Below are 23,452 nucleotides of genomic sequence, written 5' to 3' on the forward strand. Positions count from 1 at the left end.
TTCCGGTCCACCGGATGGGAGCGCTCCCACCTCACCTGAGCCGGAAGATAACGGCAGAGCGCGCGTTTGTAAACGCCCACCGCACGGGCGGGGCGAAGTCCGAGGCGCGCCTGCGCGGGCCGGGGGTGGTGCGGGGACGATGCAGGGCCGGCTCGGAACGGCGCAGGGCCGGCTCGGAACGGCACGGGGCGGGCTTGGAACGGCGCACCGCCGGATCGAAACGGCACACGACCGGCTCGCAACGGCACACGGCCGGACCGGAACAGCACACAGCCGACTTGCAACGACGCAGGGCGGGCTTGGAACGGCGCAGGGCCGCACCCCCGGGGTGGGGGTGCGGCCCTGTGGCGGCTTGAGTCCGCTGCGGCGGGTGTCGCCGCCGCTTACTTGCGGATCAGGCTGCGCAGCACGTACTGCATGATGCCGCCGTTGCGGTAGTAGTCGGCCTCACCGGGGGTGTCGATGCGGACGACCGCGTCGAACTCGACGCCCGTGTCGGTGGTGACCTTCACCGTGCGCGGGGTGGTGCCGTTGTTGAGCTCCTCGACGCCGGTGAAGGAGAAGGTCTCCTCGCCGGTCAGGCCGAGGGACTGCGCGGAGGCGCCCTCCGGGAACTGGAGCGGGAGCACGCCCATGCCGATGAGGTTGGAGCGGTGGATGCGCTCGTAGGACTCGGCGATGACGGCCTTCACGCCGAGCAGCGCGGTGCCCTTGGCGGCCCAGTCGCGGGACGAGCCGGAGCCGTACTCCTTGCCGGCCAGGATGACCAGCGGGATGCCCTGCTCGATGTAGTTGCGCGAGGCGTCGTAGATGAACGCCACCGGCGCGTCCGCCTGGGTGAAGTCGCGGGTGTAGCCGCCCTCGGTGCCCGGCGCGATCTGGTTGCGCAGGCGGATGTTGGCGAACGTGCCGCGGATCATGACCTCGTGGTTGCCTCGGCGGGAGCCGTAGGAGTTGAAGTCACGACGCTCCACACCGTGCTCGGTGAGGTACTTGCCGGCCGGGGTGTCGGCCTTGATGGCGCCGGCCGGGGAGATGTGGTCGGTGGTGACCGAGTCGCCCAGCTTGGCGAGGACGCGCGCGCCGGTGATGTCGGTCACCGGGGACGGCTCGTGCGCCATGCCCTCGAAGTACGGGGGCTTGCGGACGTAGGTCGACTCGGCGTCCCACTCGAAGGTGTTGCCGGTCGGGATCGGCAGCGCCTGCCACTGGGCGTCGCCCGCGAAGACGTCCTGGTAGGACTTGGAGAACATGTCCTCGCCGATGGCGTTGGCGACGACGTCGTTGACCTCGGCCTCGGAGGGCCAGATGTCCTTGAGGTGAACCGGGTTGCCGTCCTGGTCGGTGCCCAGGGCGTCGCGCGTGATGTCGACCTTCATGGAGCCGGCGAGGGCGTAGGCGACGACCAGCGGCGGGGACGCCAGGTAGTTCATCTTGACGTCGGGGTTGATGCGGCCCTCGAAGTTCCGGTTGCCGGAGAGGACCGAGGTGACCGCGAGGTCGTGGTCGTTGACGGCCTTGGAGACCTCCTCCGGCAGCGGGCCGGAGTTGCCGATGCAGGTGGTGCAGCCGTAGCCGACGAGGTTGAAGCCGACCTTGTCGAGGTACGGGGTGAGGCCCGCCTTGTCGAAGTAGTCGGTGACGACCTTCGAGCCGGGCGCGAGGGTGGTCTTGACCCACGGCTTGCGGGTCAGGCCCTTCTCCACGGCCTTCTTCGCGACGAGGGCGGCGGCGACCATGACGTACGGGTTCGAGGTGTTGGTGCAGGAGGTGATGGCCGCGACCGTCACCGCACCGTGGTCGATCTCGTAGGTCGAGCCGTCGGGGGCGGTGACGGTGACCGGGTTGGACGGGGCGCCGTTGGGCGCGACAGCCGGGGAGTCGGAGGCCGGGAAGGACTCCTGGCCAGCCTCGTCGACAGCGTCGACGTAGTTGAGGACGTCCTGCTTGAACTGCTCGGCGGCGTTCGCGAGGACGATGCGGTCCTGCGGGCGCTTCGGGCCGGCGATGGACGGGACGACCGTCGACAGGTCCAGCTCGAGCTTCTCGGAGAAGTCCGGCTCGGCCTTCGGGTCCAGCCAGAGGCCCTGCTGCTTGGCGTACGCCTCGACGAGCGCGACCTGCTGCTCGGAACGGCCGGTCAGCTTCAGGTAGTTCAGGGTCTCGTCGTCGATCGGGAAGATCGCGGCGGTGGAGCCGAACTCCGGGGACATGTTGCCGATGGTGGCGCGGTTCGCCAGGGAGGTGGCGGCGACGCCCTCGCCGTAGAACTCGACGAACTTGCCGACGACGCCGTGCTTGCGCAGCATCTCGGTGATGGTGAGGACGAGGTCGGTGGCGGTGGTGCCGGGCTGGAGCTCACCGGTGAGCTTGAAGCCGACGACGCGCGGGATGAGCATGGAGACCGGCTGGCCGAGCATCGCGGCCTCGGCCTCGATGCCGCCGACGCCCCAGCCGAGGACGCCGAGGCCGTTGACCATGGTGGTGTGCGAGTCGGTGCCGACGAGGGTGTCGGGGTACGCCTGGCCACCGCGGACCATGACCGTGCGCGCCAGGTGCTCGATGTTCACCTGGTGGACGATGCCGGTGCCGGGCGGGACGACCTTGAACTCGTCGAAGGCGGTCTGGCCCCAGCGCAGGAACTGGTAGCGCTCCTTGTTGCGGCCGTACTCCAGCTCCACGTTCTGCGCGAAGGCGTCGTGGCTGCCGAACTTGTCGGCGATGACGGAGTGGTCGATGACCAGCTCGGCCGGGGCCAGCGGGTTGATCTTCGCCGGGTCGCCGCCGAGCTCCTTGACGGCCTCACGCATGGTGGCGAGGTCGACGACACAGGGGACGCCGGTGAAGTCCTGCATGATCACGCGGGCCGGCGTGAACTGGATCTCCTGGGAGGGCTGGGCCTGCGAGTCCCAGTTGCCGAGGGCGCGGATGTGGTCGGCGGTGATGTTCGCGCCGTCCTCCGTGCGGAGCAGGTTCTCCAGCAGGACCTTGAGGCTGTACGGCAGGCGGGCCGAGCCCTCCACCTTGTCCAGCCGGAAGATCTCGTACGACTCGTCGCCCACCTGCAGCGTGCTGCGGGCGTCGAAGCTGTTCGCCGACACGACAGTCTCCTTCATTGATGTGCGCGTACCACCGCATCCTGCCGCCACGCGAGCTTGTCCGATCCGCTGAGGTCAGGCTAAGTTAGGTAACCCTTACTGCCAGACCGGGGATGCGTGCGACTGCGGTGCGCCTCGGCAGATATCTCGATGTCGAGATAACTCTAGTACATGAGGGCTGATTGGTCATGCCCGGGCCCGCGGAGCCCGTGCGGGAGCGCCCGCCGGGGGTCGCGTGGTCATGACAGCGCGGAGTGGGGGTAGACGACGGCGGAGAACGCTTTCCGCTGCACGACCCGTCGAAGGAGGCCCGATGGCCCTCACGTTCCGCAAGAGTTTCCGGATCCTGCCCGGCGTACGTCTGAACATCAACCGGCACTCCTGGTCCATCACCACCGGCGGCGGCTCGCACGGCCCCCGGCACACCCACAGCAGCACCGGCCGCCGTACGACCTCCATGGACCTGCCCGGACCCTTCGGATGGCGTCGCACCCGTACCGCCAAGCGACGCTGACGAACCTTCACCCGAATGGCCCCCTCCGTGAGGTGCAATCTCATATCTGAGATAACCTCAGCCACATGGCAGACGACTACCTCGTACGCATCGGCAAGCTCATCCGTGACGCCCGTCAGCACCGGGGCTGGACACAGGCACAGCTCGCCGACGCGCTAGGAACCAGCCAGAGCGCCGTGAATCGCATCGAGCGCGGAAACCAGAACATCAGCCTTGAGATGATCGCTCGAATCGGCGAGGCGCTGGACAGCGAAATCGTCTCTCTGGGCTACGCGGGACCGATGCATCTGCGCGTCGTGGGGCGCCGGCGGCTGTCCGGCGCCATCGACGTGAAGACCAGCAAGAACGCCTGCGTCGCCCTGCTCTGCGCCTCCCTGCTCAACCGGGGGCGCACGGTGCTGCGGCGGGTGGCCCGCATCGAGGAGGTCTACCGCCTCCTGGAAGTGCTCAACTCCATCGGTGTGCGGACGCGGTGGATCAACGACGGCGTGGACCTGGAGATCGCCCCGCCGGCCCGGCTGGACATGGACGCGATCGACGCCGAGGCCGCCGTGCGCACCCGGTCGATCATCATGTTCTTCGGTCCGCTGCTGCACCGCATGGACCACTTCAAGCTGCCGTACGCCGGCGGCTGCGACCTCGGGACGCGGACCATCGAGCCGCACATGATCGCGCTCCGCCGGTTCGGGCTGGACATCGCCGCGACGGAGGGGCAGTACCACGCCCAGGTCGACCGGACGGCCCGCCCGGACCGGCCGATCGTGCTGACCGAGCGCGGCGACACCGTGACGGAGAACGCGCTGCTGGCCGCCGCCCGGCACGACGGCGTGACCGTCATCCGCAACGCCTCCTCCAACTACATGGTCCAGGACCTGTGCTTCTTCCTGGAGGCGCTCGGCGTGAAGGTCGAGGGCATCGGCACGACCACGCTCACCGTGCACGGCGTTCCGGACATCGACGTCGACGTCGACTACTCCCCCTCCGAGGACCCGGTCGAGGCGATGAGCCTGCTGGCCGCCGCCGTCGTCACCGAGTCGGAGCTGACGGTGCGCCGGGTGCCGATCGAGTTCCTGGAGATCGAGCTGGCCGTCCTGGAGGAGATGGGGCTCGACCACGACCGGACCCCGGAGTACCCGGCCGACAACGGCCGCACCCGCCTGGTGGACCTCACCGTGCGGCCCTCCAAGCTGGAGGCGCCGATCGACAAGATCCACCCGATGCCCTTCCCCGGCCTGAACATCGACAACGTCCCCTTCTTCGCGGCCATCGCCGCCGTCGCCCAGGGCAAGACCCTCATCCACGACTGGGTCTACGACAACCGCGCGATCTACCTCACCGACCTCAACCGCCTGGGCGGACGGCTCCAGTTGCTCGACCCGCACCGCGTCCTGGTCGAGGGCCCCACCCGCTGGCGCGCCGCCGAGATGATGTGCCCGCCCGCGCTGCGTCCCGCGGTGGTCGTCCTGCTGGCGATGATGGCGGCCGAGGGCACGTCCGTCCTGCGCAACGTGTACGTCATCAACCGCGGCTACGAGGACCTGGCGGAGCGGCTGAACTCGATCGGCGCGCAGATCGAGACGTTCCGGGACATCTGAAGGCTCTGGGAAAAAGCAGCGAAAGATCCCTCCTGACCTGCGCAAATGCAGGGAAGGAGGGAACTCGTGGGCGTCTCTGGCGTCCAGACGGAGAGTCCGTCCTGCTCAGGGCTGAGCAGATTGCGGCGACCAGCTCGCCCGGGGATCCGCCCCCTCCGCTCCGGACGCCGGCTCGCGGATCATGACCCTCGCAACGTCTCCCGCCGCCATAGTGGAGTCATGCCCTCCAGCCCACAGCACCCCGCACCCCGCACCCCGCTCCAAGGGACGTCTCGGGCGCGGACGCCGAGGACCTCGCGCGGTACCGGGCGAAGTTCCGCCGCCGTCTACCGGAGTCGCTGGACGAGCTGCACGGGCCGGCCCACGGTGTCGTGGAACTTCCGCTGCACATGGCCTGGTCCGGGATGACCTCATACGACTTGGACAAGCCGCGCCAGCGTATGGGCCTGTACCGCACCGTTCTGCACGAGGGCCTGCACGACGATCTGCCCCGCTACCTCAACCGGGATCTGCTCCTCCACCTGTGGCCGGTGCTGCGCACCCTCGTCGGTCGTACCGTGCGGGCCGTGTGGGAAGACGCCTTCCCCCAGCTCGCCTCCCGCACCCGGGCAGCCGCGTGACGGACATGCCGGAGCGGCACACGCGGCTCCTGGCGGATGTGATCGCGCCCGGTTCCCCGTATCCACTGGTTCTCACCGGTGGATACGCCGTGCGGGCACACCGCCTCGTGGACCGCCCCAGCCAGGACCTCGACGTCGCCACCGAGAACCCGGCGCCCCTGGCCGACATCGCCGCCACGCTCCGCGCCGGCTTGGACGGTGCTCTGCTTCAGCGTGCACGGCGAGTACTGCGAGCAGGACGGTCAGCTGTACTTCCTGACCCGGGAGACCGACCCCGCCGACCTGCCGGGCACGGCCGTACCGGCGGAATTCCCGGAGCGAGCTCCCACAGCCCGTCCGGCACCATCCACTCGACCATCCCCATGTCAGGCCGGCGGGCTACAGCCGATCAAGACACCGTCTGAGCCACGGACAGGAAGGGCGGGTTCCGCGGAGCCTGTCCGACGGCCCGCTCAATCGTCGGGCAGGCTCCGTACGACGTACGTCACTTGCTGGAGATTTCCCGCTCTCAGCCACTCCGCCGGCCCGCCCACACCCTCGCTGCTCGACAGCGGGCCGTTCGCACAGTCGCTCAGCCACTCCTCACCCTGCCCAGCCCCAGACCCCCGGAACTCAGGCAGCTCGATGATCCGGCGGGCCGCGACTCGGTTGACGGCGACACGGTCCGGCCCGCGGGTCAGCGTCTTGACGACGAAGTACGAGCTGTCGATCGTGTAGCGGAGCGCACCCCAGGGCGGGCCGCCCTTCCTCCCCGGCGCCGGGGCCTGCGCGAGGGCGCCAGGGGGCTGCACCCCGTAATCGCCGTAGTAAAGCAGCGGAGCGTAGTCCCGGCCCGTCGCACGCACCTCGTGCCACATACGCCACTCCGCCCGTGACGCCTCGCACGATCCCTCCTCCAGCATGTCGGCGGTGACCAGCGGAAAGCCGCCTCCGAGCAGGGCGGCGCTCCGCCAGACCGTCAAGGGCACCAGCGCATCGAGGGCGCGCACCGCCTCCTTACCCGCCTCGGGCCGGTCGTCGAGAACCGTGCCCATGTCGAGCAGCAGATCCAGGGGCATCTCGGGACCGGTCAGCGCCAGAAGGCCCCTGACGCCTTCACCGAGGCGGCCATCCCACTCCCCCGTGACCCGCACCCGCACGCCCAGGCCACGCAGGCAGCGGCGGGCCGTCTCCACGGCCGCCGCCTGCTGCTCCGCGGTCCTCTCCGGCCCGGTGACCGGTCGCAGCCGTCCCCACTCGCAGTAGCCGGCCAACGCTTCGGCGAGAGCGGCGGTTTGGACGTCCTCACCGAAGGGAGCGTCGATCCAACCGCCGTGACGGCTCACGGCACTCACCCGATCGACGTACGTGCCGACCGCTGTACCCAGCGTCTCCGGCGGCACCCCGGGCAATGGTGGCAGGTTCCACAGCGGCCTGATCGTGGCCCGGACGTCCGGCCAGAGCCGCCGGAAGGCACCGGCCGCGTGCGGCTTCGTCGGCAGAACGGGAACATAGAGCGGTCCGGACATCGCGGCTCCCCCTCGGCACCGTCCGTGCGCATCCCTTCCCGCCAGGGTCCGTTCATCTCGCAGCAGTTGAAAAGAGGGCGATTTCGGCCCGCGTGGCCGATGTGGGCAAGTGCCTGGTGAGGGTGTGCAAGCACGATTCGTGATGTCCGGTGGTGATGGCGGCCCGGACGCACCGGGCAAGTCCGAGGTGCTGCATACGCTGGAGTTGCCGGACCACGATGAACTGAGAGTCTCCCGACATCGACTCCCCGAGCCACGGCACCGTGAGCACTTGTCAGGGAGAACGATGCACGTTCCGGCAGGCGGGACCAACACGACCGTGGGCCACCGCGTGGCGGTGGCCCACGGTTGTCGCGTCGGGTTCACCAGGAGCAGTCGGGCACTCCGGCGATCTTCTCGCCGCCCTGGATGTAGATGTTGTTGACCCAGCCGACCTTGCCGTCGGCCAGCTCGACCAGGGTCCACCAGCGGTTGCTGTAACCGCTGTCGTGAATGGTCTCGCCCTCGCGCTGGCAGTGACCCCGTGCCGTGGTGCGCGAGACGGTGGCGACGACGGTCGGGCAGGTCGCCCGCGACGGGTAGAAGACGCAGTCCGCGTCGGCTCCGTCATGGCGGACGTTGACGCCGGTGGCCCAGATGTAGACGGGGGTCAGGGCCGCGGGGGCGGGGGCGGGTTTCAGCGTCGCGGGGGCCGCGGAGGCCGCAGTCGGCGACGCGATCAGGAGGGTGGCGGCCAGGGCGGCGGCCGTGGCCGCCACCCTGGTCAGGCTTCTCGTGTTCATGGGCCTCTGTGGTCTGTGTGCGCGGTCGGTGTGGCTGAGGTTCCGGAGCCTGCTCTGCCGGAAGGACTAGATGTACTCGCAGTCGATGGTGGGGTCCGAGGGGCCGTCGACCGGGGCGCCGGGCACCGGGGAGTTGTTGGAGCCGCCGCTGACATAGACCGCCGAGATCCAGCCCAGCGTCCGGCCCGGCGTGATGACCTGCACCCAGTAGGTGTTGGTGTACGGGCCGTCGGTCACGCGGCCGGCCGCGCCGTTGTCGACCTGGCAGTACGCCTGGACCCTGACCCTGGTGAGCACTTCGTTGGTGGCGAGGGAGCAGGAGGTGCTCTGGCAGTCGCGCACCCGTACGTCGCTGGCCCACACGTACACGGACCCGGTGGGCGGGTGCGCGGCGGCCGGCTGCGCGCCGATGACGAGGAGCGACGCGACAACCGCCAGCAGACCGGCGAGCGTCCGCAGCGCCCTGCCGGCGAGGCCTCCCCCGCGGCGGCCGCGTGCCCGGCCGTCGTCGTCCGGGCGGCCCTCGTGTCCGCGTCGTGCGTGCTCGGTCGTTGCCGGTGACGTGTGCGTCATCGTGGGTTCCTTCCCCGAAGCGGCAGCGACGGCGGGCGCCGCCCTGTCCGTGTGAGGGACGGGCGGCGGGCGGAGTCCGTATGACTGCCGCCGCGTGCCGTCGGCGGCGGGGTCTCAACCGGCCGGGGCGTCCTCGGTCGCCTCGCGGCTGCCCAGTTCCTGGAACACGCGCCGGGCTTCCTCCCGCAGTTCCCCTGCCGGCCCGGTTTCTCCCCCTCCCCGCGCTGCGGAGGCGAGGTCGCGGAGGGTGCGGGCGCGCCACAGAGGGAGGTCCAGCTTCTCCCAGAGGCCGAGGGCCCGGCGCAGGTCCTCGGTCGCGGAAGTCCAGTCGGACGCCGCGAGGTGCCATTCGCCGAGCGTGCGCAGGACGAGCGCCTCCCCGAACATGTCCTGGCGCTCCCTGGTGAGGTCCAGGCACCGGTCCAGGCGTTCGCGGGACTCGGCCATCCGGCCCTGCCGGAACTCGACCTTGGCCAGGGACTGGCTCGCGTACATCACCCCGTACGCGTCGCCCGTCTCCTCAAAGAGGGCGAGCGACCTGCGCAGCAGCGACTCCGCCGCGCGCAGCTCACCCCGCGCCCGGTGCCACAGGCCCTGTGCGCGCAGGGTGAGGGCTTCTCCGTGCCGGTCGCGGGCCGCGATGTACAGCTGATGGGCACGGGACAGGGCGTCCCACGCCTCCTCGTAGCGGCCCTGGTCGCGGTGCACACAGCCCATGCCGTACAGCACATGGGCCGTGAAGGCGTCGTCCTCCGGCTCCCGGTTCTGTGCGAGGGCCGCCGCCAGCAGGGTCAACGCCTCGTCGAAACGGGCCTGTTCACGGCGGGCCGCGCCCATGCCGGCCAGGGTCTGCGCCCGCCCGCGCGGTACGTCCCTGTCCTCGAAGAGGCGCAGCGCCGCGGCGAACAGGGCGTACGCGTCGTCGAAACGGTCCTGTTCCAGGCGGAGTTGCCCGAGGCCCTGCAACAACCAGGCCTCGCCCTCGACGTCGCCGCCGCGGCGCGCCGCCTTCAGGGCGACGTCGTGGGAGCGGGACCAGGCGTCGAAGCCGTTGTAGAGCGCGGCGGAGGCCGCCATGAGGGCGGCGGCCAGCTCCCGCGCCGCGTCGAGCATGCCGTGCTCCGCGCAGTGCGTCACCGCGGCGAGCAGACACCGTTGTTCGGCGGCGAACCAGGCGGTGGGCTCTGCGGCCGGGTGGGACCCCTGGTCCTGCTTGCGGGGCGAGAAGGGCGACGCCGAGCGGGAGGCCAGGTTCAGCGTCTCGTACAGCGCGTCGTGCGCCGCCCCGGTCGCGAGCAGGAAGAGGCGCGACGCCCCGCCGGGGCCGCGGGCCGCCGCGCTGCGCGCCATGTCCAGCCACCGGTCCACGAGCCGGCGGACCGCCGCCTCCCGCTCCCCGCGGTCCTCGTCGGCCAGGCAGCGTTCCCGGGCGTGCTCGCGCGCGAGGTCGTGGATGCGGTAGCGGGTCCTGCCGGTCTCGTCGGTGCGGACCACCTCCACGAAGTAGCAGTCGACGAGCCGCTCCACCGCTTCCTCCGCCTCGTCGGCGGTGACGTCGAGGAGCGGGCCGGCGACCCAGGCGGCGAAGTCCGGCAGATCCATCAAGGCCAGTCGGCGCAGGGCGCGTCGCTCCTGCGCGCCGAGGTCCGCGTAGCCGAGTCCGAGGCTCGCGCGCACCTCCAGGTCGCCGGCCTGGAGTTCGTCCAGTCGGCGGCGCTCGTCGCGCAGCCGTGCGGCGAGCCGGGCCGGCGTCCAGTGCGGGCGGGCGGCGAGGCGGGCGCCGGCGACACGGACGGCGAGCGGGAGCCGCCCGCACAGAGCGACGATCTCGGCGGCCCGCGCGGGCTCCACACCGGCCCGCGCCGGTCCCGCCACGCGGGCCAGCAGGTCGAGGGCCTCCTCCTCCGAGGGGACGTCGAGATCGAGGTGGGCCGCGCCCTCGATCGCGACCAGCCGGCGCCGGCTGGTGACCAGCACGGCGGAGCCGCCGCCCGGGGGCAGCAGGGGGCGCAGCAGCGCCTCGTTGACAGCGTTATCGAGGATCAGCAGCACCCGGCGTCGCGCGATGTGGGTGCGGTAGAGCCCGAGGAGGTCCTCCTCGTCCCGGGCGGGGGTGTCGGGGTCGACGCCGAGGGCGCGCAGCAGCCGGGCGAGGGCGTCGGCGGTCCGTACCGGCTCCAGGTCGGAGGCGCGCAGGTCCACGAAGAGCCGGCCGTCGGGGAAGAGCGCGGCGGTGCGGTGGCCCACGTGCACGGCGAGCGCGGTCTTGCCGGTGCCCGAGCGGCCGGAGACGACGCCGATGGGCGGTGCGGTGCGCTCGGGGTCCCGGACCCGTTCCAGCACGTCGGTGGCCCAGGCGATCTGCTCGGAACGTCCGGCGAAGTCCGCTACGTCCGGGGGCAGTTGGGAGGGTGCGGGTCGCCGGTCCGTGGTGTCGCGAGGCGGTTCGGCGTCCTCGTGGGGCGGTTCGGCGCCGACGCGCGGGCGAGGGAGCGGACGGTCGTCGCCGGGGGCGTGCGACGGGTCGGCGGGCCCGGCCGGCGCTGGGGCCGTGCGGGTGGCGTGCGTGGCGGGCCGCCGGGCCGGGGCGCCGAGCACGGCGGTGTCGGCACGCAGCAACGCCTGGTGCAGGGCGCGCAGTTCCTGCCCGGGATCGATGCCGAGTTCGGCACGCAGGAGGCGGCGGCCCTCGTCGTAGGAGCGCAGCGCGTCGGCCACCCGGCCGGCGCGGAACAACGCCGTCATCAACTGGCCGCGGGGTCGCTCACGCAGGGGGTTGGCCGCGACATGGGCGACGAGTTCGGCGACGAGGTCGGTGCGGCGGTCCAGGTCCAGTTCGGCGGCGAAACGGAACTCCTGCGCCTCCAGACGGAGTTCACGCAGTCGCATGGCCTCGACCCGGGCGAAGGACTGACCCAGGCCTTCGAGGGCGTCCTGGCCGCGCCACAGCCGCAGCGCCTCCTCGAGGGTGTCGACGGCGTCCTCGGGCCGGCCTTCGAGCGCCGCCCGGCGTCCGGCGGCGTAGGCCTGTTCGAAGCGCCGGGCGTCGACGGCGGCGGGCGGCAGGTCGGCGACGTAGCCCGGCGACCGGGTACCGATGACGCCGTCGCCCGTGGTGCCGGCGAGGGCGCGGCGCAGACCTGACACATGGGTGGCGACGAGCGCCCGTGCGGTGGCCGGCGGCTCCTCCTCCCACACCAGGTCGACCAGGCGTCCGGCGGACAGAACTTCACCCAGATGAATGACGAGTGCGGCCAGTATGGCCGTCGGTTTGGCGCCGTTGAGCGGAATCCGCTTTCCTTCGCTCGACACCTCGACAGGGCCCAGAAGGCGAACGTCCACCGTGATCCCCCGATTTCGCGTTCCCGCAGTCGGGGACAAGATACCGGCGGCCGACGGCGGGCATGCCTCATGCCGGCCTGCCCTTTTTCACACGGCAGACCGGCGTGAACGGCGTTTGGCCGGAATTCGACGGACGCCCGGTGGGATTACCTCCTCATCCGAAGTGGCGACTGTCCGACGTCGAACGGGAGACGTTGCCGGCCGGGCGCCCGTATGAGAGACGAGCCGCATTATCCGCATACCGGTGAGGCTGATTCTCATGCCGTCTGCAGAGGCTCTGCAGGCTTTCTGCAGGACTTCTTCAGACCGCATACAGGTGTGCTGCAGGTGTTCTGCAGAGGCCCTGCCGACGCTGTGTGCGTGACAGAACTCATCCTGCTCTCGGACCGGCGAGTGGCCGAGATCCGCGTCGTGGAGAACGGCGAACGACTGGTCGACGTCCGCGACTCGGCCGTACTGCGCGTCGACGCCCGCAAAGCGGACGCCGACGGTTCGTACGCGCACGTCCGGGCCGACGTCCTGCGCCGACTGCTGTTCGCCCAGGGCGCGCTGCCCACGGGCGTGCGCCTGCTGCTGGTCGAGGGGTTCCGCCCGCCGGCGTTGCAGCGCAGCTACTTCGACGCCTACTCCGCCACGCTGCGCTCCGCCCACCCCGACGCCTCACCGGCCCGCATCCGTGAGCTGGCCAGCGCCTACATCTCGCCCCCGGAGGTCGCGCCGCACGTCAGCGGCGGCGCGGTGGATCTGACCCTGTGCACCGAGGACGGGACGGAGCTCCCCCTCGGCACCGAGGTCAACGCCACCCCGGAGGAGAGCGAGGGCGGCTGCCGCACCGCCGCGACCAACATCGACGCCGAGGCACGGGCCAACCGGCTGCTGCTGCACCGGGCGATGACGGCGGCGGGCTTCGTCAACTACCCGACCGAGTGGTGGCACTGGTCGTACGGCGACCGGTACTGGGCGCTGCTGACCACTGCGCCCGCCGCCGAGTACGGGCCCGCCGACCGGTAGCCGCGAACGTCACGCACCCGACCGCACAGCGCCTCACCGCAGCTCGCACCACCGCACCGCACCGTGAGACAGACCCGGGGGAACACCGTGCAGACCATCTCCGTCCCGCCGCCGACGACCACGACCGCCACGCCCACCGCCCAGGCCACGCCCACCGCCCAGGCCGCGAACGCGGCCGCCTCGGCCCTCGCGGTGGAGGCCGGCCGCGCCGATCACATGACCGCCGCCGAGTTCGACGAGGCGTTCACGGCGGTGATGCCGAGACTGCGGCGCCGACTGCTGGCGCTGACGGGCGACCCGCACGACGCCGACGACCTGCTCCAGGAGACGTACGTCCGGCTCTCACGCCGGGCCCGCGACCGCACCCTGGCGCGTCAGCAGCAGCCGTACGCCTACACCTGTGCCGCGGCGCTGAACCTGCTGCGCGACTCCTGGCGGCATCCCGCACGCCGTGAGCACTGCACCGACCGGCTGCCCGAACGGGGTTGGGACGGCGGCTTCGCGACCAGGGAGGCGGAGTCGGCGGCCGCTTCCCTGCTGCGCGGGCTGTCCCCCAAAGAGGCGGCCGCCGTGATCCTCGTCGACATCGAGGGGCTGACCCACGACATGGCGGGCGAGCGGCTCGGCGCGCACCGCGGCACCGTCCAGCGCAACCGGATGCGCGGGCTCGCCAAAATGCGCGCCGCACTCGACGCATACGAAACCGGCGCCTCGACCGTCACCACCACGAAAGCCCCGAAAGCTGCGAAAGACACGACAGACACGAGGGCTGCGAAAGGCACGCGGGCGGAGAAAGCCGAGGAGAACGAAAAGGCCGCGAGGGCCGCGAGGGCCGGGAAGGCCGTCCGGCGGGCCTCGGCGGCATGCGTCTGAGGCGGACCGACCAGCCGTCTCACCCGTCCGCGGGCCTCACCATCCACCCGCCTCGTCCGTTGACCCAGTGATCCGGTCATCCTGCGGATCACCCACCACAGCGCCACCTGAATCAGGGGGACCCCACCATGCGCCGTGCACACCGCACTCAGCGAATCGACCGAACCCACCGCGTCCACCGCACCGTCGCGTCCGCCGGCGGACTGCTCCTCGCCACCGCGCTGGCCTGCACCGGCACGGCGTACGCCGCACCGGCCGGCGTGCCCGCGACGTCCACAGCCGGCGCCTCCGCGGCCGCCGCCGACTGTCGTGCGCTGACCGGCGCGCCGGCCCAGGCGCAGGCGATCGTCAACGCCGCGTGCTCCCAGATCGGGGTGCCGTACTCCTGGGGCGGCGGCTCCATCCACGGGCCGACGTACGGCCAGGACTACCCGGGCGGCGGCCCCGGCGCCCACGACAGCCAGGTGAGGGGCTTCGACTGCTCGCACCTCGTGCAGTACGCGGCGTGGCAGGGCGCCGGCATCAGCCTGCCCGAGGGGTCCTGGAACCAGGCTCAGTGGAGCGGCGCCACAGCCCGGTTCTCGCGGGCCGACGGCCTCGCCCCGCTGCAGCCGGGCGACCTGCTGCTCTGGGGGACGAACCCGGCGAACCTCAACAGCGTGCACCACATCGCCGTCTACCTCGGCAACGGCAAGATGGTCGAGGCCCGGGAGTCCGGCACGCTGGTGATGGTCAGCGACGTGCGGATGAACGCCGAGTACGCGGGCGCCCTGCGCATCGCCGGGGCCGGCGAGCAGCCGCCGGCGAACACGAAGCGGTTCATGACCTGGGGCACCGGGGTGAGCCTGCGCCCGGACCCCAGCACCGTCAGGCCCCCGGTCGGCACCCTGCCCCGGCCCACCGCCGTGGACGTCCAGTGCCAGACGCACGGGGAGTTGGTCAGGGCCGAGGGATACGTCAACGACGCCTGGTCCTATCTGCCGAAGTACAACGCCTGGATCTCGAACATCTACATCGACGACCCGGCCGCCTGGCTGCCCGGCGTCCCCAACTGCTGAACCCGGCCCGTCCGGCCGCCCGTTCCCACTCGATCACCCACGTCTCGATCACCCACGTACGGAGAAGAAACCGCCATGCGCGTACTCACTCGCACCAAGCGCACCAAGGCCGTCGGCCTGTTCGCCGCCGCGCTCGCCGCGGCCGGGCTGGTCCCGCTCACGGCCGGAGCGGCCGACGCCGCCCCGCCCGCCAAGCCCGCCGAGGCCGGCTCCTGTCCGGCCGCCGGCACCGTGACCCAGTGGTGGCACTCCGGGCACGACGGCGTCGACATCGCCAACGACCGCGGCACGCCCATCCACGCGACCGGCTCCGGCACGGTCATCGCTTCCGGTCCCGCGAGCGGCTACGGCCAGTGGATCCGCATCCGGCACGACGACGGCACCGTCACCGAGTACGGCCACATGTACCAGCGGCTCGTCTCCGTGAACGAGCGTGTGAGCAGCGGTCAGCTGATCGCCCGCATGGGCTCCGAAGGCGACTCCTCCGGCAACCACCTGCACTTCGAGGCGCACGAGTCGACGTCCAGCACCCGCGGCATGAACCCGGTGCCCTATCTGTCGGCGCGCGGCGTGGGCCTGCCGTGCACCCCGGGCGGCGGCGGGGGCCAGCCGGGAACCAACTTCACCACCTGGGGCACCTCCGTCCGGGTGCGGCAGGACGCGCGGCTGAACGCGGCGGTCGTGCGCACCCTGACGGGGCCGACGCCGGTGTACGTGGAGTGCCAGAAGCGCGGCGACCTGGTCAACGCCGAGGGCTACAGCAACGACGCCTGGTCCTACATCCCGGCGCTCGGCGGCTACATCACCAACATCTACATCGACGACCCGGCCGCCTGGCTGCCCGGCGTGAGGGAGTGCTGACGGCACAATCCTGAACACTGTGCCGGGTGCCTCACCTGCGCGAGGGGCGTCGCGACGGTCCGTCCGGCCGGCGCGGCGCCCCCGTCGCGTGTTCGCTCGTTCAGCTCTGGACCAGCGTGACGTCCTGCTGCTGGGCCGCGTGGAACTCGGGCAGGAGCAGCAGGCCCTGCGGGCGCAGTTCCACGATCGTCGCCTCGACCCGGGCCGTACCGGCCTTGAGCGTGCCCGGCACGGGCTTGCCGGTGTTCACCCAGCGGTGCTCGACGCCGTCGCAGACGGCGCGGCTGCCGCCGATGCCGTAGCGCACGGTCGAGGGGCCCTGGCCGATGGAGGAGGCGACGAACACCGGGCCGGTGCTGTCCACGCAGCGGTAGGTGCCGGAGAGGGTGACGGTGCCGTCCGCCGCGATGCCGGCGGCCGGGTCGACGGTGACGGCCTCCGCGACCTGGGCCGGATCGACGGCGGCGGACGCGGCCGGGCCGGCCAGCAGGAGCAGGGCGGCGCCGACGGCCGCGGTGAGGGCGGGACGCAACGACATGGATGACCTCCGGGGGTGAGGAACCTCAGACGGTTTCCACTGGTACCGGGCGGCCGCCCTCCCGCCGGTGACCGTCACCCCTTCGGTGGCGAGTCCGCACCGGGCGTCGGCATACGGTCGTGGAGTCGTCCCGGTGCTGTCACATTCGGCGGCGGCATCTGGCGGCGGCCGTCGGGCAGGCGCATCGTCTGAGGCACGGGGCCCGCCGATCGGCCGGTCCCCCGACGTGGAGGTGCGCCATGTGTTCCCACCAGTCTCCGAGCGCCCCGGCCGGCGCCCGCCCCGCGCACGTCGTCGCCGCCCACCCCGAGCAGGGCTGGAGCCTGCTGTGCGACGGCACGATCGTCTTCGACGACTCCGGTGAACTGCTCCCCGACGGCCGCGTCGTGGCCCCGCACCGCGCGACGGCCGACAAGCCGGCGGTCGCCGCCTGATTCAGGGCTGGTCGTCGAGGACCGCGAACCCGTCGAGTTCGACGAGGGCGTCCTCGTCCCACAGCCGCACGATCCCGACGACCGCCATCGCCGGGTAGTCCCGTCCCGCCAACCGCCTCCAGATCCGGCCGAGTTCGACGGCCCGGGACCGGTAGTCGGCCACGTCCGTGACATGGACCGTGACCCGCGCCAGGTCCGAGGGGGCGCCGCCCGCCGCGGCCAGGGCGGCCAGCAGGTTGGCGAGGGCCCGCTCGAACTGCTCCGTCAGCGTCTCGCCGACCACCTTCCCGGCCTGGTCCAGCGCGGTCTGGCCGGCCAGGAACACCACGCGGGAGCCGGTGGCGACAACGGCGTGGGAGAAGCCGGTGGGCGCAGACAGCTCGGTCGGGTTGACGCGCTCGACGCTCACCGGGCCTCCCTTTCGCGCAGCTCCCTGTACAACTCCCTCGCGATGATGCCTCGTTGCACTTCGCTCGCCCCCTCGTAGATGCGTGGCGCCCGCACCTCGCGGTACAGGTGCTCCAGCAGGTGCCCTCGGCGCAGCGCCCGCGCTCCGTGCAACTGGACTGCCGTGTCGACGACATACTGCGCGGTCTCGGTGGCGAGCAGCTTCGCCATGGCGGCGCGACGCGGGACGTCCGGGGCGCCGGCGTCGTACGCGGCCGCCGCCGCGTGGACCATGAGGCGGGCGGCCTCGGTGCGCAGGGCCATCTCGGCGACCTGGTGGGACACGGCCTGAAGGTCGCTCAGTCTGCCGCCGAAAGCGGTGCGTCGGGCGGTGTGGGCGAGAGTGGCGTCCAGGGCGGCCTGTGCCATGCCTATGGCGAAGGCGCCGACGCTGGGGCGGAAGAGGTCGAGGGTGGACATGGCCACGCGGAAGCCGTGCCCGGGCTCGCCGAGCACGTCGGCCGCCGTGACCGGGACGGCGTCGAAGCGCAGCGCGCCGATCGGGTGCGGGGAGATCATGTCGAGGGCGGAGCCGGTCAGGCCGGGGCGGTCGGCGGGCAGCAGGAACGCGGTCACGCCGCGCGCGCCCGCGGCCTCGGCCGTGCGGGCGAACACGGTGTAGAAGTCGGCCTCGGGGGCGTTGGAGATCCAGCACTTCTCGCCGGTCAGGCGCCAGCCGTCCGGACCGTCGGGCTCGGCCGCCAGGGCGAGGGCCGCCGCGTCGGAACCGGCGCCGGGCTCGCTCAGCGCGAACGCGGCGACCGCGTCGCCGTCGGCGACGCGGGGCAGCCAGCGCTCCCGCTGGGCGGGGGTGCCGTGGGCGTGCACGGGGTGTGCGCCGAGACCTTGGAGGGCGAGGGCGGTCTCCGCCTCGGTGCAGCCCTGGGCGAGGGACTCGCGCATCAGACAGAGGTCGACGGCGCCGGAGGTGAACAGGCGGGACAGCAGGCCCAGTCGGCCGAGTTCGGCGAGGAGCGGGCGGTTGACCCGGCCGGGCTCGACCTTGTCCGCGAGCGGGCGCAGTCGGTCGGCGGCCAGTGCGCGCAGTTCGGCGCACCAGGCGGTCTGTTCCGGTTCGAGCGAGAATGCGGACATCGTCGGCCCTTCTCTGCGACGGCTCCCTCGGACTCTCCGTGCGCTTGCCCCGCGCGTCTGCCCCGGCCCCTCTCCCCTGCGCCCCTCCACGGTATCGCGAACCGTTGACTGTCGTCACGGACACGATACGCTCGGTGAGCGAGCCCACCACGACGCCCACCACGGCGCTCCAGGCGCCCACACGGCGCCATCGACGCCCACCACGGCGCTTATCGGCGCCCACCACGGCAAGGGGGCGACCCGCCATGAACGTCCCGCGACCCGCCGGGCACCGCTCGGCCCACGTCGACACCTTCGCGCGCGACCACCTCCCACCGCCCGACCAGTGGCCCGACCTGTGCTTCGACCTGCCGGAACTGCGCTACCCCGAACGGCTGAACTGCGCCGCCGAGCTGCTCGCCGGCCCCGACGCCGGCCGTCCCGTGTTCCGCACCCCTACCGGGCCGGTGTGGACGTACGGCGAGCTGCGCGCCCGCGTCGACCGGCTGGCGCATGTCCTCACCGGCGCCCTCGGGGTCGTCCCCGGCAATCGGGTGCTGCTGCGCGGGCCCACCACGCCGTGGCTGGCGGCGTGCTGGCTGGCGGTGCTGAAAACGGGCGCGATCGCGGTCACCGTGCTGGCCCAGCAGCGTCCCCACGAGCTGCGCACGATGTGCGAGATGGCCCGGGTACGGTACGCCCTGTGCGACGTCCGGACCGTCGACGACCTCGCCGAGGCGGAGATCCCCGGGCTGCGGATCACCACGTACGGCGGTGACGCTCCCGACGACCTGTTGCGCCGGCCGGCGCCGGACGCGCCGTACCGGGCCGTGGACACCGCCGCCGACGACGTGGCGCTGATCGCCTTCACCTCCGGCACCACCGGTCGCCCCAAGGGGTGCATGCACCTCCACCGGGATGTGCTCGCCACAGCCGACACCTTCTCCAGGCATGTGCTCAGACCCCATGCCGACGATGTGTTCGCCGGCAGCCCTCCGCTCGGTTTCACCTTCGGCCTCGGCGGGCTGCTCGTCTTCCCGCTGCGGGCCGGTGCGAGCACTCTGCTGCTCGAACAGGCGGGCCCCAAGCAGCTGTTGCCGGCGATCGCCGCCCACCGGGTGTCCGTGCTGTTCACCGCGCCGACCGCGTACCGCGCGATGCTGGAGGAACTCGACGGAGGCGACGGACACACCACGCGGGGCACCTCTCGCGCGCACGACCTGTCCTCGCTGCGGCGCTGCGTCTCGGCCGGGGAGAACCTGCCCGCCGCCACCTGGCGCGCCTGGCACGAGCGGACCGGACTGCGGCTGATCAACGGCATCGGCGCCACCGAGCTGCTGCACATCTTCATCTCCGCCGCCGACGAGCACATCCGGCCCGGCACGACGGGCGTGCCCGTCCCCGGCTGGCAGGCGCGCGTACAGGACGCGCGGGGCGTCCCCGTCCCCGACGGGCGGCCCGGACTGCTCGCCGTGCGCGGCCCCGTCGGCTGCCGCTATCTGGCCGACGCCCGACAGCGGGAGTACGTGCGGGACGGGTGGAACATCACCGGCGACACCTATGTCCGGGAGAGCGACGGGCACTTCCGTTACGTCGCCCGAGCGGACGACATGATCATTTCCGCCGGGTACAACATCGCCGGCCCCGAGGTGGAGGAGGCGCTGCTGCGGCACCCGGACGTGGTCGAGGCGGCCGTGGTCGGGCGGCCGGACGAGGCGCGAGGTCACGTCGTCGTGGCGTTCGCGGTCCTGCGGGCCGGCGCGCGGCGGGACACCGAGGCGCTGCGGGCCTTCGTCAAGACCGAGCTGGCGCCGTACAAGTGTCCGCGCGAGATCGTTCTGCTGGACTCGCTGCCGCGCACCGCGACCGGCAAGCTCCAGCGCTTCCGGCTGCGCACGGGCGTGGAGACCGGTACCGACGCCGCCGCGGACACCCGCGATGACCAGCGGTGATACCGACGACCTAAGATGATCAACGTGTTCGACCAGCCTGCACCCCGGTCTCTCATCGTCACGCTCTACGGCGCGTACGGCCGTTTCGCGGCGGGCCCCGTGCCCGTCGCCGAGCTGATCCGGCTGCTCGCCGCGGTCGGCGTGGACTCGCCCTCCGTGCGCTCGTCGGTGTCCAGACTGAAGCGCCGAGGGCTGCTCCTGCCGGCCCGTACGGCGCGGGGCGCGGCCGGGTACGAGCTGTCCCCGGACGCGCGGCAGATGCTCGACGACGGCGACCGGCGGATCTACGCCGCCGTGCCGCCCGAGGACGAGGGCTGGGTGCTGGCGGTGTTCTCCGTACCGGAGTCGGAACGGCAGAAGCGGCACGTCCTGCGCTCCCGGCTGGCGGGGCTGGGCTTCGGCACGGCCGCGCCCGGTGTGTGGATCGCCCCCGCCCGTCTCTACGAGGAGACCCGGCACACGCTGGAGAGGCTGCGCCTGGAGGTCTACGTGGACTTCTTCCGCGGCGAGCACCTGGGTTTCGCGCCGACCGTCGACGCCGTCGCCCGCTGGTGGGACCTGACCGCCCTCGCCGAGCGGCACGAGGCGTTCCTCGACCGGCACGCGGACGTGCTGCGCGCCTGGGAGCGGCGTGCGGACACCCCGCCGGAGGAGGCCTACCACGACTACCTCCTCGCTCTGGACTCCTGGCGCCATCTCCCCTACGCCGACCCGGGTCTGCCCGCCCACCTGCTGCCCTCGGACTGGCCGGGCACGCGCTCGGCGGCGGTCTTCCGGGGCCTGCACGAGCGACTGCGGGACGCGGGAGCGGAGTTCGCCGCGGGAGGACCGCCCGGGTGACGGGCGGGCGGCCGCTCCCGCACGTCAACTGCGCAGTGTGAGGCGGGGCTTCGGGGCGTCGGTGCGGCCGGTGCGCGGGGGGCGGCTGCCCGCGCGGTACGGCGCCGGCCACAGGACGCCGGGGCCGTCGTAGCCCTGCTCGGCGGCCGCGTGCAGCGTCCAGTGCGGGTCGTGGAGGTGGGGGCGGCCCAGGGCGCAGAGGTCGGCCCGGCCTGCGAGGATCAGTGAGTTGACGTCGTCCCAGGAGGAGATCGCGCCGACCGCGATCACCGGCAGTCCCACCGTGTTGCGGATGCGGTCCGCGAAGGGCGTCTGGTACGACCGGCCGAACTCCGGTTCCTCCTCGGCGACGACCTGGCCGGTCGACACGTCGATCGCGTCGGCGCCGTGCGCGGCGAAGGCGCGGGCGATCTCGACGGCGTCCTCCGCCGTGGTGCCGCCCTCGGCCCAGTCGGTGGCGGAGATCCGGACCGTCATCGGCCGTTCCTGCGGCCATACGGCCCGTACGGCGTCGAAGACCTCCAGCGGGAAGCGGAGCCGCCGGGCGAGCGAGCCGCCGTAGGCGTCGGTGCGGCGGTTGGTGAGGGGGGAGAGGAAGCCGGACAGCAAGTAGCCGTGTGCGCAGTGCAGTTCGAGCAGGTCGAAGCCGGCGCGGGCGGCCCGCCCGGCGGCCGCGGTGAACTGCTCGCGCACATCCGTGAGTTGGGCGCGGCTCAGCTCGCGGGGCAGCTGGCTGCCCGGCTTGTACGGCAGCGCGGAGGCGGCCACCAGCGGCCAGTTGCCTTCGGGCAGCGGCTCGTCCATGCCCTCCCACATCAGTCGGGTCGAGCCCTTGCGGCCGCTGTGGCCGAGCTGGACGCCGATCGCTGCGCCCGGTGCCCGGGTGTGGACGAAGTCGGTGATCCGCCGCCACGCCTCCATCTGCCTGCCGGTGTAGAGGCCGGTGCAGCCGGGGGTGATCCGGCCCTGCTCGCTGACGCACACCATCTCCGTCATCACCAGTGCCGCCCCGCCGAGGGCGCGGGCGCCGAGGTGGACGAGGTGGAAGTCGCCGGGGAGGCCGTCGACGGCCGAGTACATGTCCATCGGGGAGACGACGAGCCGGTTGCGCAGGGTCAGGCCGCGCAGCCGGAACGGGGTGAACATCGGGGGCGTGCCGGGCGGGCAGCCGAACTCCCGCTCCACGCCCTCGGTGAAACGGGCATCGCGCAGCCGGAGGTTGTCGTGGGTGACGCGCCGGCTGCGGGTGAGCAGGTTGAAGGCGAACCGGCGGGGCGGCTGGCCGACGTGGCGGGCGAGGTCCTCGAACCAGTCCAGGCTGGCACGGGCGGCACGCTGGGTGGAGGCGACGACGGGGCGGCGCTCGGCCTCGTAGGCGGCCAACGCCTCCGGCAGGGACGGTTGTTCCTCCAGACACGCGGCCAGGGCGAGGGCGTCCTCCACGGCGAGCTTGGTGCCGGAGCCGATGGAGAAGTGGGCGGTGTGGGCGGCGTCGCCCAGCAGGACCGTGTTGCCGTGCGACCAGCGCTCGTTGACGACCGTGCGGAAGGTCGACCACGTCGAGTGGTTGGACCTGAGCGGCCGGCCGCCCAGCGCGTCCGCGAAGATCTTCGCGCAGCGTTCGACGGACTCCTCCTCCCCGAGCTCCCCGAAGCCGGCCGCCCGCCACACCTCCTCGCGCATCTCGACGATCACGGTGGAGGCGTCGGACGCGTAGGGGTAGCCGTGAAGTTGCATCACGCCGTGCTCGGTCTCGGCGATCTCGAAGCGGAAGGCGTCGAAGGCGAAGTCCGCGGCGAGCCAGATGTAGCGGCAGCGGTGGTTCACGATGTTCGGGCGGAAGAGGTGGGCGTGGGTGTCGCGGGTGGTGCTGTGGACTCCGTCGGCGGCGATGACGAGGTCGTGCGTCTCGGCGAGGCGCTCCGCGGGTGGGGCGGGGGTGTTGAAGCGGAGGTCCACTCCGAGGGCGTGGCAGCGGGCGTGCAGGATCTGGAGGAGCTTCTTCCTGCCGAGGGCCGCGAAGCCGTGGCCTCCGGCGGTGTGGCGGGCGCCTCGGTGGACGATGTGGATGTCGTCCCAGCGGGTGAACTCCCGTTCCAGGGCGGCGTAGACGACCGGGTCCGCGTTCTCTATGCCGCCGAGGGTCTCATCGGAGAGGACGACGCCGAAGCCGAAGGTGTCGTCGGGGGCGTTGCGCTCCCAGAGGGTCACCTCGCGGTGGGGGTTCAGGTTCTTCAGCAGGGCCGCGGCGTAGAGGCCGGCGGGGCCGCCGCCGATGATCGCTGTGCGTCGGGGGTGGCTGGAGTCTTCTGGCGACCGCGGGTGCGTCGTG

Annotated in this window: 18 protein-coding genes and 2 pseudogenes; 11 read left to right on the top strand and 9 right to left on the bottom strand. The window is 72.2% G+C overall.

The window, feature by feature from the left end; genetic code table 11:
* Nucleotides 1-383 precede the first annotated feature (383 nt).
* Nucleotides 384-3,101, bottom strand: a complete 2,718-nt coding sequence (acnA, locus tag ACIRS4_RS13220) for an aconitate hydratase AcnA (RefSeq protein WP_404194209.1) — start codon at nt 3,099-3,101, stop codon at nt 384-386.
* 310 nt (nt 3,102-3,411) lie between these two features.
* On the opposite strand from acnA, the gene ACIRS4_RS13225 reads away from it, so the two are divergent.
* From ACIRS4_RS13225 to ACIRS4_RS13240, 4 genes and pseudogenes are all read left to right on the top strand, one after another.
* Nucleotides 3,412-3,612, top strand: coding sequence for a DUF4236 domain-containing protein (locus tag ACIRS4_RS13225; RefSeq protein ID WP_352245921.1), 201 nt, complete (start codon nt 3,412-3,414; stop codon nt 3,610-3,612).
* 65 nt (nt 3,613-3,677) lie between these two features.
* Entirely contained in the window at nt 3,678-5,207 is a 1,530-nt protein-coding gene (locus ACIRS4_RS13230) for a helix-turn-helix domain-containing protein (protein WP_404194212.1), read from the top strand.
* Nucleotides 5,208-5,461: 254 nt separating this feature from the next.
* Nucleotides 5,462-5,827: pseudogene (locus ACIRS4_RS13235) on the top strand (hypothetical protein); the annotation flags it as partial.
* Between the two features lie 5 nt (nt 5,828-5,832).
* Nucleotides 5,833-6,024, top strand: a pseudogene (locus ACIRS4_RS13240) (nucleotidyl transferase AbiEii/AbiGii toxin family protein); the annotation flags it as partial.
* A gap of 255 nt (nt 6,025-6,279) precedes the next feature.
* Here the strand turns inward: ACIRS4_RS13240 and ACIRS4_RS13245 are convergent.
* The 4 genes from ACIRS4_RS13245 to ACIRS4_RS13260 form a co-directional block, all read right to left on the bottom strand.
* Nucleotides 6,280-7,335, bottom strand: coding sequence for a beta family protein (locus ACIRS4_RS13245; protein WP_404194215.1), 1,056 nt, complete (start codon nt 7,333-7,335; stop codon nt 6,280-6,282).
* Between the two features lie 362 nt (nt 7,336-7,697).
* Complete coding sequence (locus ACIRS4_RS13250; RefSeq protein ID WP_404194218.1) at nt 7,698-8,117, bottom strand: peptidase M23; 420 nt, start codon at nt 8,115-8,117, stop codon at nt 7,698-7,700.
* Nucleotides 8,118-8,183: 66 nt separating this feature from the next.
* Nucleotides 8,184-8,690: a hypothetical protein gene (locus ACIRS4_RS13255; RefSeq protein WP_404194221.1), complete on the bottom strand. Its 507-nt coding sequence runs from the start codon at nt 8,688-8,690 to the stop codon at nt 8,184-8,186.
* 114 nt (nt 8,691-8,804) lie between these two features.
* On the bottom strand, nt 8,805-12,002 hold the full coding sequence (locus tag ACIRS4_RS13260; RefSeq protein ID WP_404194223.1) for an AfsR/SARP family transcriptional regulator: 3,198 nt from the start codon (nt 12,000-12,002) through the stop codon (nt 8,805-8,807).
* A gap of 390 nt (nt 12,003-12,392) precedes the next feature.
* Here ACIRS4_RS13260 and ACIRS4_RS13265 point away from each other — a divergent pair, with 390 nt between their 5' ends.
* From ACIRS4_RS13265 to ACIRS4_RS13280, 4 genes are all read left to right on the top strand, one after another.
* On the top strand, nt 12,393-13,043 hold the full coding sequence (locus ACIRS4_RS13265) for a M15 family metallopeptidase (protein ID WP_404194225.1): 651 nt from the start codon (nt 12,393-12,395) through the stop codon (nt 13,041-13,043).
* Between the two features lie 87 nt (nt 13,044-13,130).
* Nucleotides 13,131-13,916 (top strand): RNA polymerase sigma factor, encoded by a 786-nt coding sequence (locus tag ACIRS4_RS13270; protein WP_404194227.1) that lies wholly within the window; start codon nt 13,131-13,133, stop codon nt 13,914-13,916.
* A 128-nt stretch (nt 13,917-14,044) separates the two neighbouring features.
* On the top strand, nt 14,045-14,974 hold the full coding sequence (locus ACIRS4_RS13275; protein WP_404194229.1) for a C40 family peptidase: 930 nt from the start codon (nt 14,045-14,047) through the stop codon (nt 14,972-14,974).
* Nucleotides 14,975-15,049: 75 nt separating this feature from the next.
* Nucleotides 15,050-15,835, top strand: a complete 786-nt coding sequence (locus tag ACIRS4_RS13280) for a M23 family metallopeptidase (protein WP_404194231.1) — start codon at nt 15,050-15,052, stop codon at nt 15,833-15,835.
* A 100-nt stretch (nt 15,836-15,935) separates the two neighbouring features.
* Here ACIRS4_RS13280 and ACIRS4_RS13285 read toward each other — a convergent pair whose 3' ends face one another.
* Nucleotides 15,936-16,373 carry a DUF6299 family protein gene (locus ACIRS4_RS13285; protein WP_404194233.1) on the bottom strand — a complete coding sequence of 146 codons (438 nt, stop codon included), beginning with the start codon at nt 16,371-16,373 and terminating at the stop codon, nt 15,936-15,938.
* Nucleotides 16,374-16,612: 239 nt separating this feature from the next.
* Here ACIRS4_RS13285 and ACIRS4_RS13290 point away from each other — a divergent pair, with 239 nt between their 5' ends.
* Nucleotides 16,613-16,807: a DUF5999 family protein gene (locus ACIRS4_RS13290; RefSeq protein WP_404194236.1), complete on the top strand. Its 195-nt coding sequence runs from the start codon at nt 16,613-16,615 to the stop codon at nt 16,805-16,807.
* Between the two features lies 1 nt (nt 16,808).
* Here ACIRS4_RS13290 and ACIRS4_RS13295 read toward each other — a convergent pair whose 3' ends face one another.
* Nucleotides 16,809-17,216 carry a RidA family protein gene (locus tag ACIRS4_RS13295; protein WP_404194238.1) on the bottom strand — a complete coding sequence of 136 codons (408 nt, stop codon included), beginning with the start codon at nt 17,214-17,216 and terminating at the stop codon, nt 16,809-16,811.
* On the bottom strand, nt 17,213-18,349 hold the full coding sequence (locus ACIRS4_RS13300) for an acyl-CoA dehydrogenase family protein (RefSeq protein WP_404194241.1): 1,137 nt from the start codon (nt 18,347-18,349) through the stop codon (nt 17,213-17,215). The genes ACIRS4_RS13295 and ACIRS4_RS13300 overlap by 4 nt, the downstream gene beginning before the upstream one ends.
* A gap of 245 nt (nt 18,350-18,594) precedes the next feature.
* On the opposite strand from ACIRS4_RS13300, the gene ACIRS4_RS13305 reads away from it, so the two are divergent.
* Nucleotides 18,595-20,280: an AMP-binding protein gene (locus ACIRS4_RS13305; RefSeq protein WP_404194244.1), complete on the top strand. Its 1,686-nt coding sequence runs from the start codon at nt 18,595-18,597 to the stop codon at nt 20,278-20,280.
* Nucleotides 20,281-20,295: 15 nt separating this feature from the next.
* Nucleotides 20,296-21,120: a PaaX family transcriptional regulator C-terminal domain-containing protein gene (locus ACIRS4_RS13310; protein WP_404194246.1), complete on the top strand. Its 825-nt coding sequence runs from the start codon at nt 20,296-20,298 to the stop codon at nt 21,118-21,120.
* A gap of 24 nt (nt 21,121-21,144) precedes the next feature.
* Here the strand turns inward: ACIRS4_RS13310 and ACIRS4_RS13315 are convergent.
* A partial coding sequence (locus ACIRS4_RS13315; RefSeq protein ID WP_404194249.1) for a bifunctional salicylyl-CoA 5-hydroxylase/oxidoreductase occupies nt 21,145-23,452 on the bottom strand: 2,308 nt, incomplete at its 5' end.

It is taken from the genome of Streptomyces sp. NPDC101166 (assembly GCF_044768125.1).
GTDB lineage: Bacteria > Actinomycetota > Actinomycetes > Streptomycetales > Streptomycetaceae > Streptomyces.

Excerpts from the sequence above, each read along its gene's own strand:
- ACIRS4_RS13225 (WP_352245921.1), top strand. The coding sequence starts at position 3,412 with ATGGCCCTCACGTTCCGCAAGAGTTTCCGGATCCTGCCCGGCGTACGT.
- ACIRS4_RS13230 (WP_404194212.1), top strand. The coding sequence starts at position 3,678 with ATGGCAGACGACTACCTCGTACGCATCGGCAAGCTCATCCGTGACGCC.
- ACIRS4_RS13245 (WP_404194215.1), bottom strand. The coding sequence starts at position 7,335 with ATGTCCGGACCGCTCTATGTTCCCGTTCTGCCGACGAAGCCGCACGCG.
- ACIRS4_RS13250 (WP_404194218.1), bottom strand. The coding sequence starts at position 8,117 with ATGAACACGAGAAGCCTGACCAGGGTGGCGGCCACGGCCGCCGCCCTG.
- ACIRS4_RS13255 (WP_404194221.1), bottom strand. The coding sequence starts at position 8,690 with ATGACGCACACGTCACCGGCAACGACCGAGCACGCACGACGCGGACAC.
- ACIRS4_RS13275 (WP_404194229.1), top strand. The coding sequence starts at position 14,045 with ATGCGCCGTGCACACCGCACTCAGCGAATCGACCGAACCCACCGCGTC.
- ACIRS4_RS13280 (WP_404194231.1), top strand. The coding sequence starts at position 15,050 with ATGCGCGTACTCACTCGCACCAAGCGCACCAAGGCCGTCGGCCTGTTC.
- ACIRS4_RS13285 (WP_404194233.1), bottom strand. The coding sequence starts at position 16,373 with ATGTCGTTGCGTCCCGCCCTCACCGCGGCCGTCGGCGCCGCCCTGCTC.
- ACIRS4_RS13290 (WP_404194236.1), top strand. The coding sequence starts at position 16,613 with ATGTGTTCCCACCAGTCTCCGAGCGCCCCGGCCGGCGCCCGCCCCGCG.
- ACIRS4_RS13300 (WP_404194241.1), bottom strand. The coding sequence starts at position 18,349 with ATGTCCGCATTCTCGCTCGAACCGGAACAGACCGCCTGGTGCGCCGAA.
- ACIRS4_RS13305 (WP_404194244.1), top strand. The coding sequence starts at position 18,595 with ATGAACGTCCCGCGACCCGCCGGGCACCGCTCGGCCCACGTCGACACC.
- ACIRS4_RS13310 (WP_404194246.1), top strand. The coding sequence starts at position 20,296 with ATGATCAACGTGTTCGACCAGCCTGCACCCCGGTCTCTCATCGTCACG.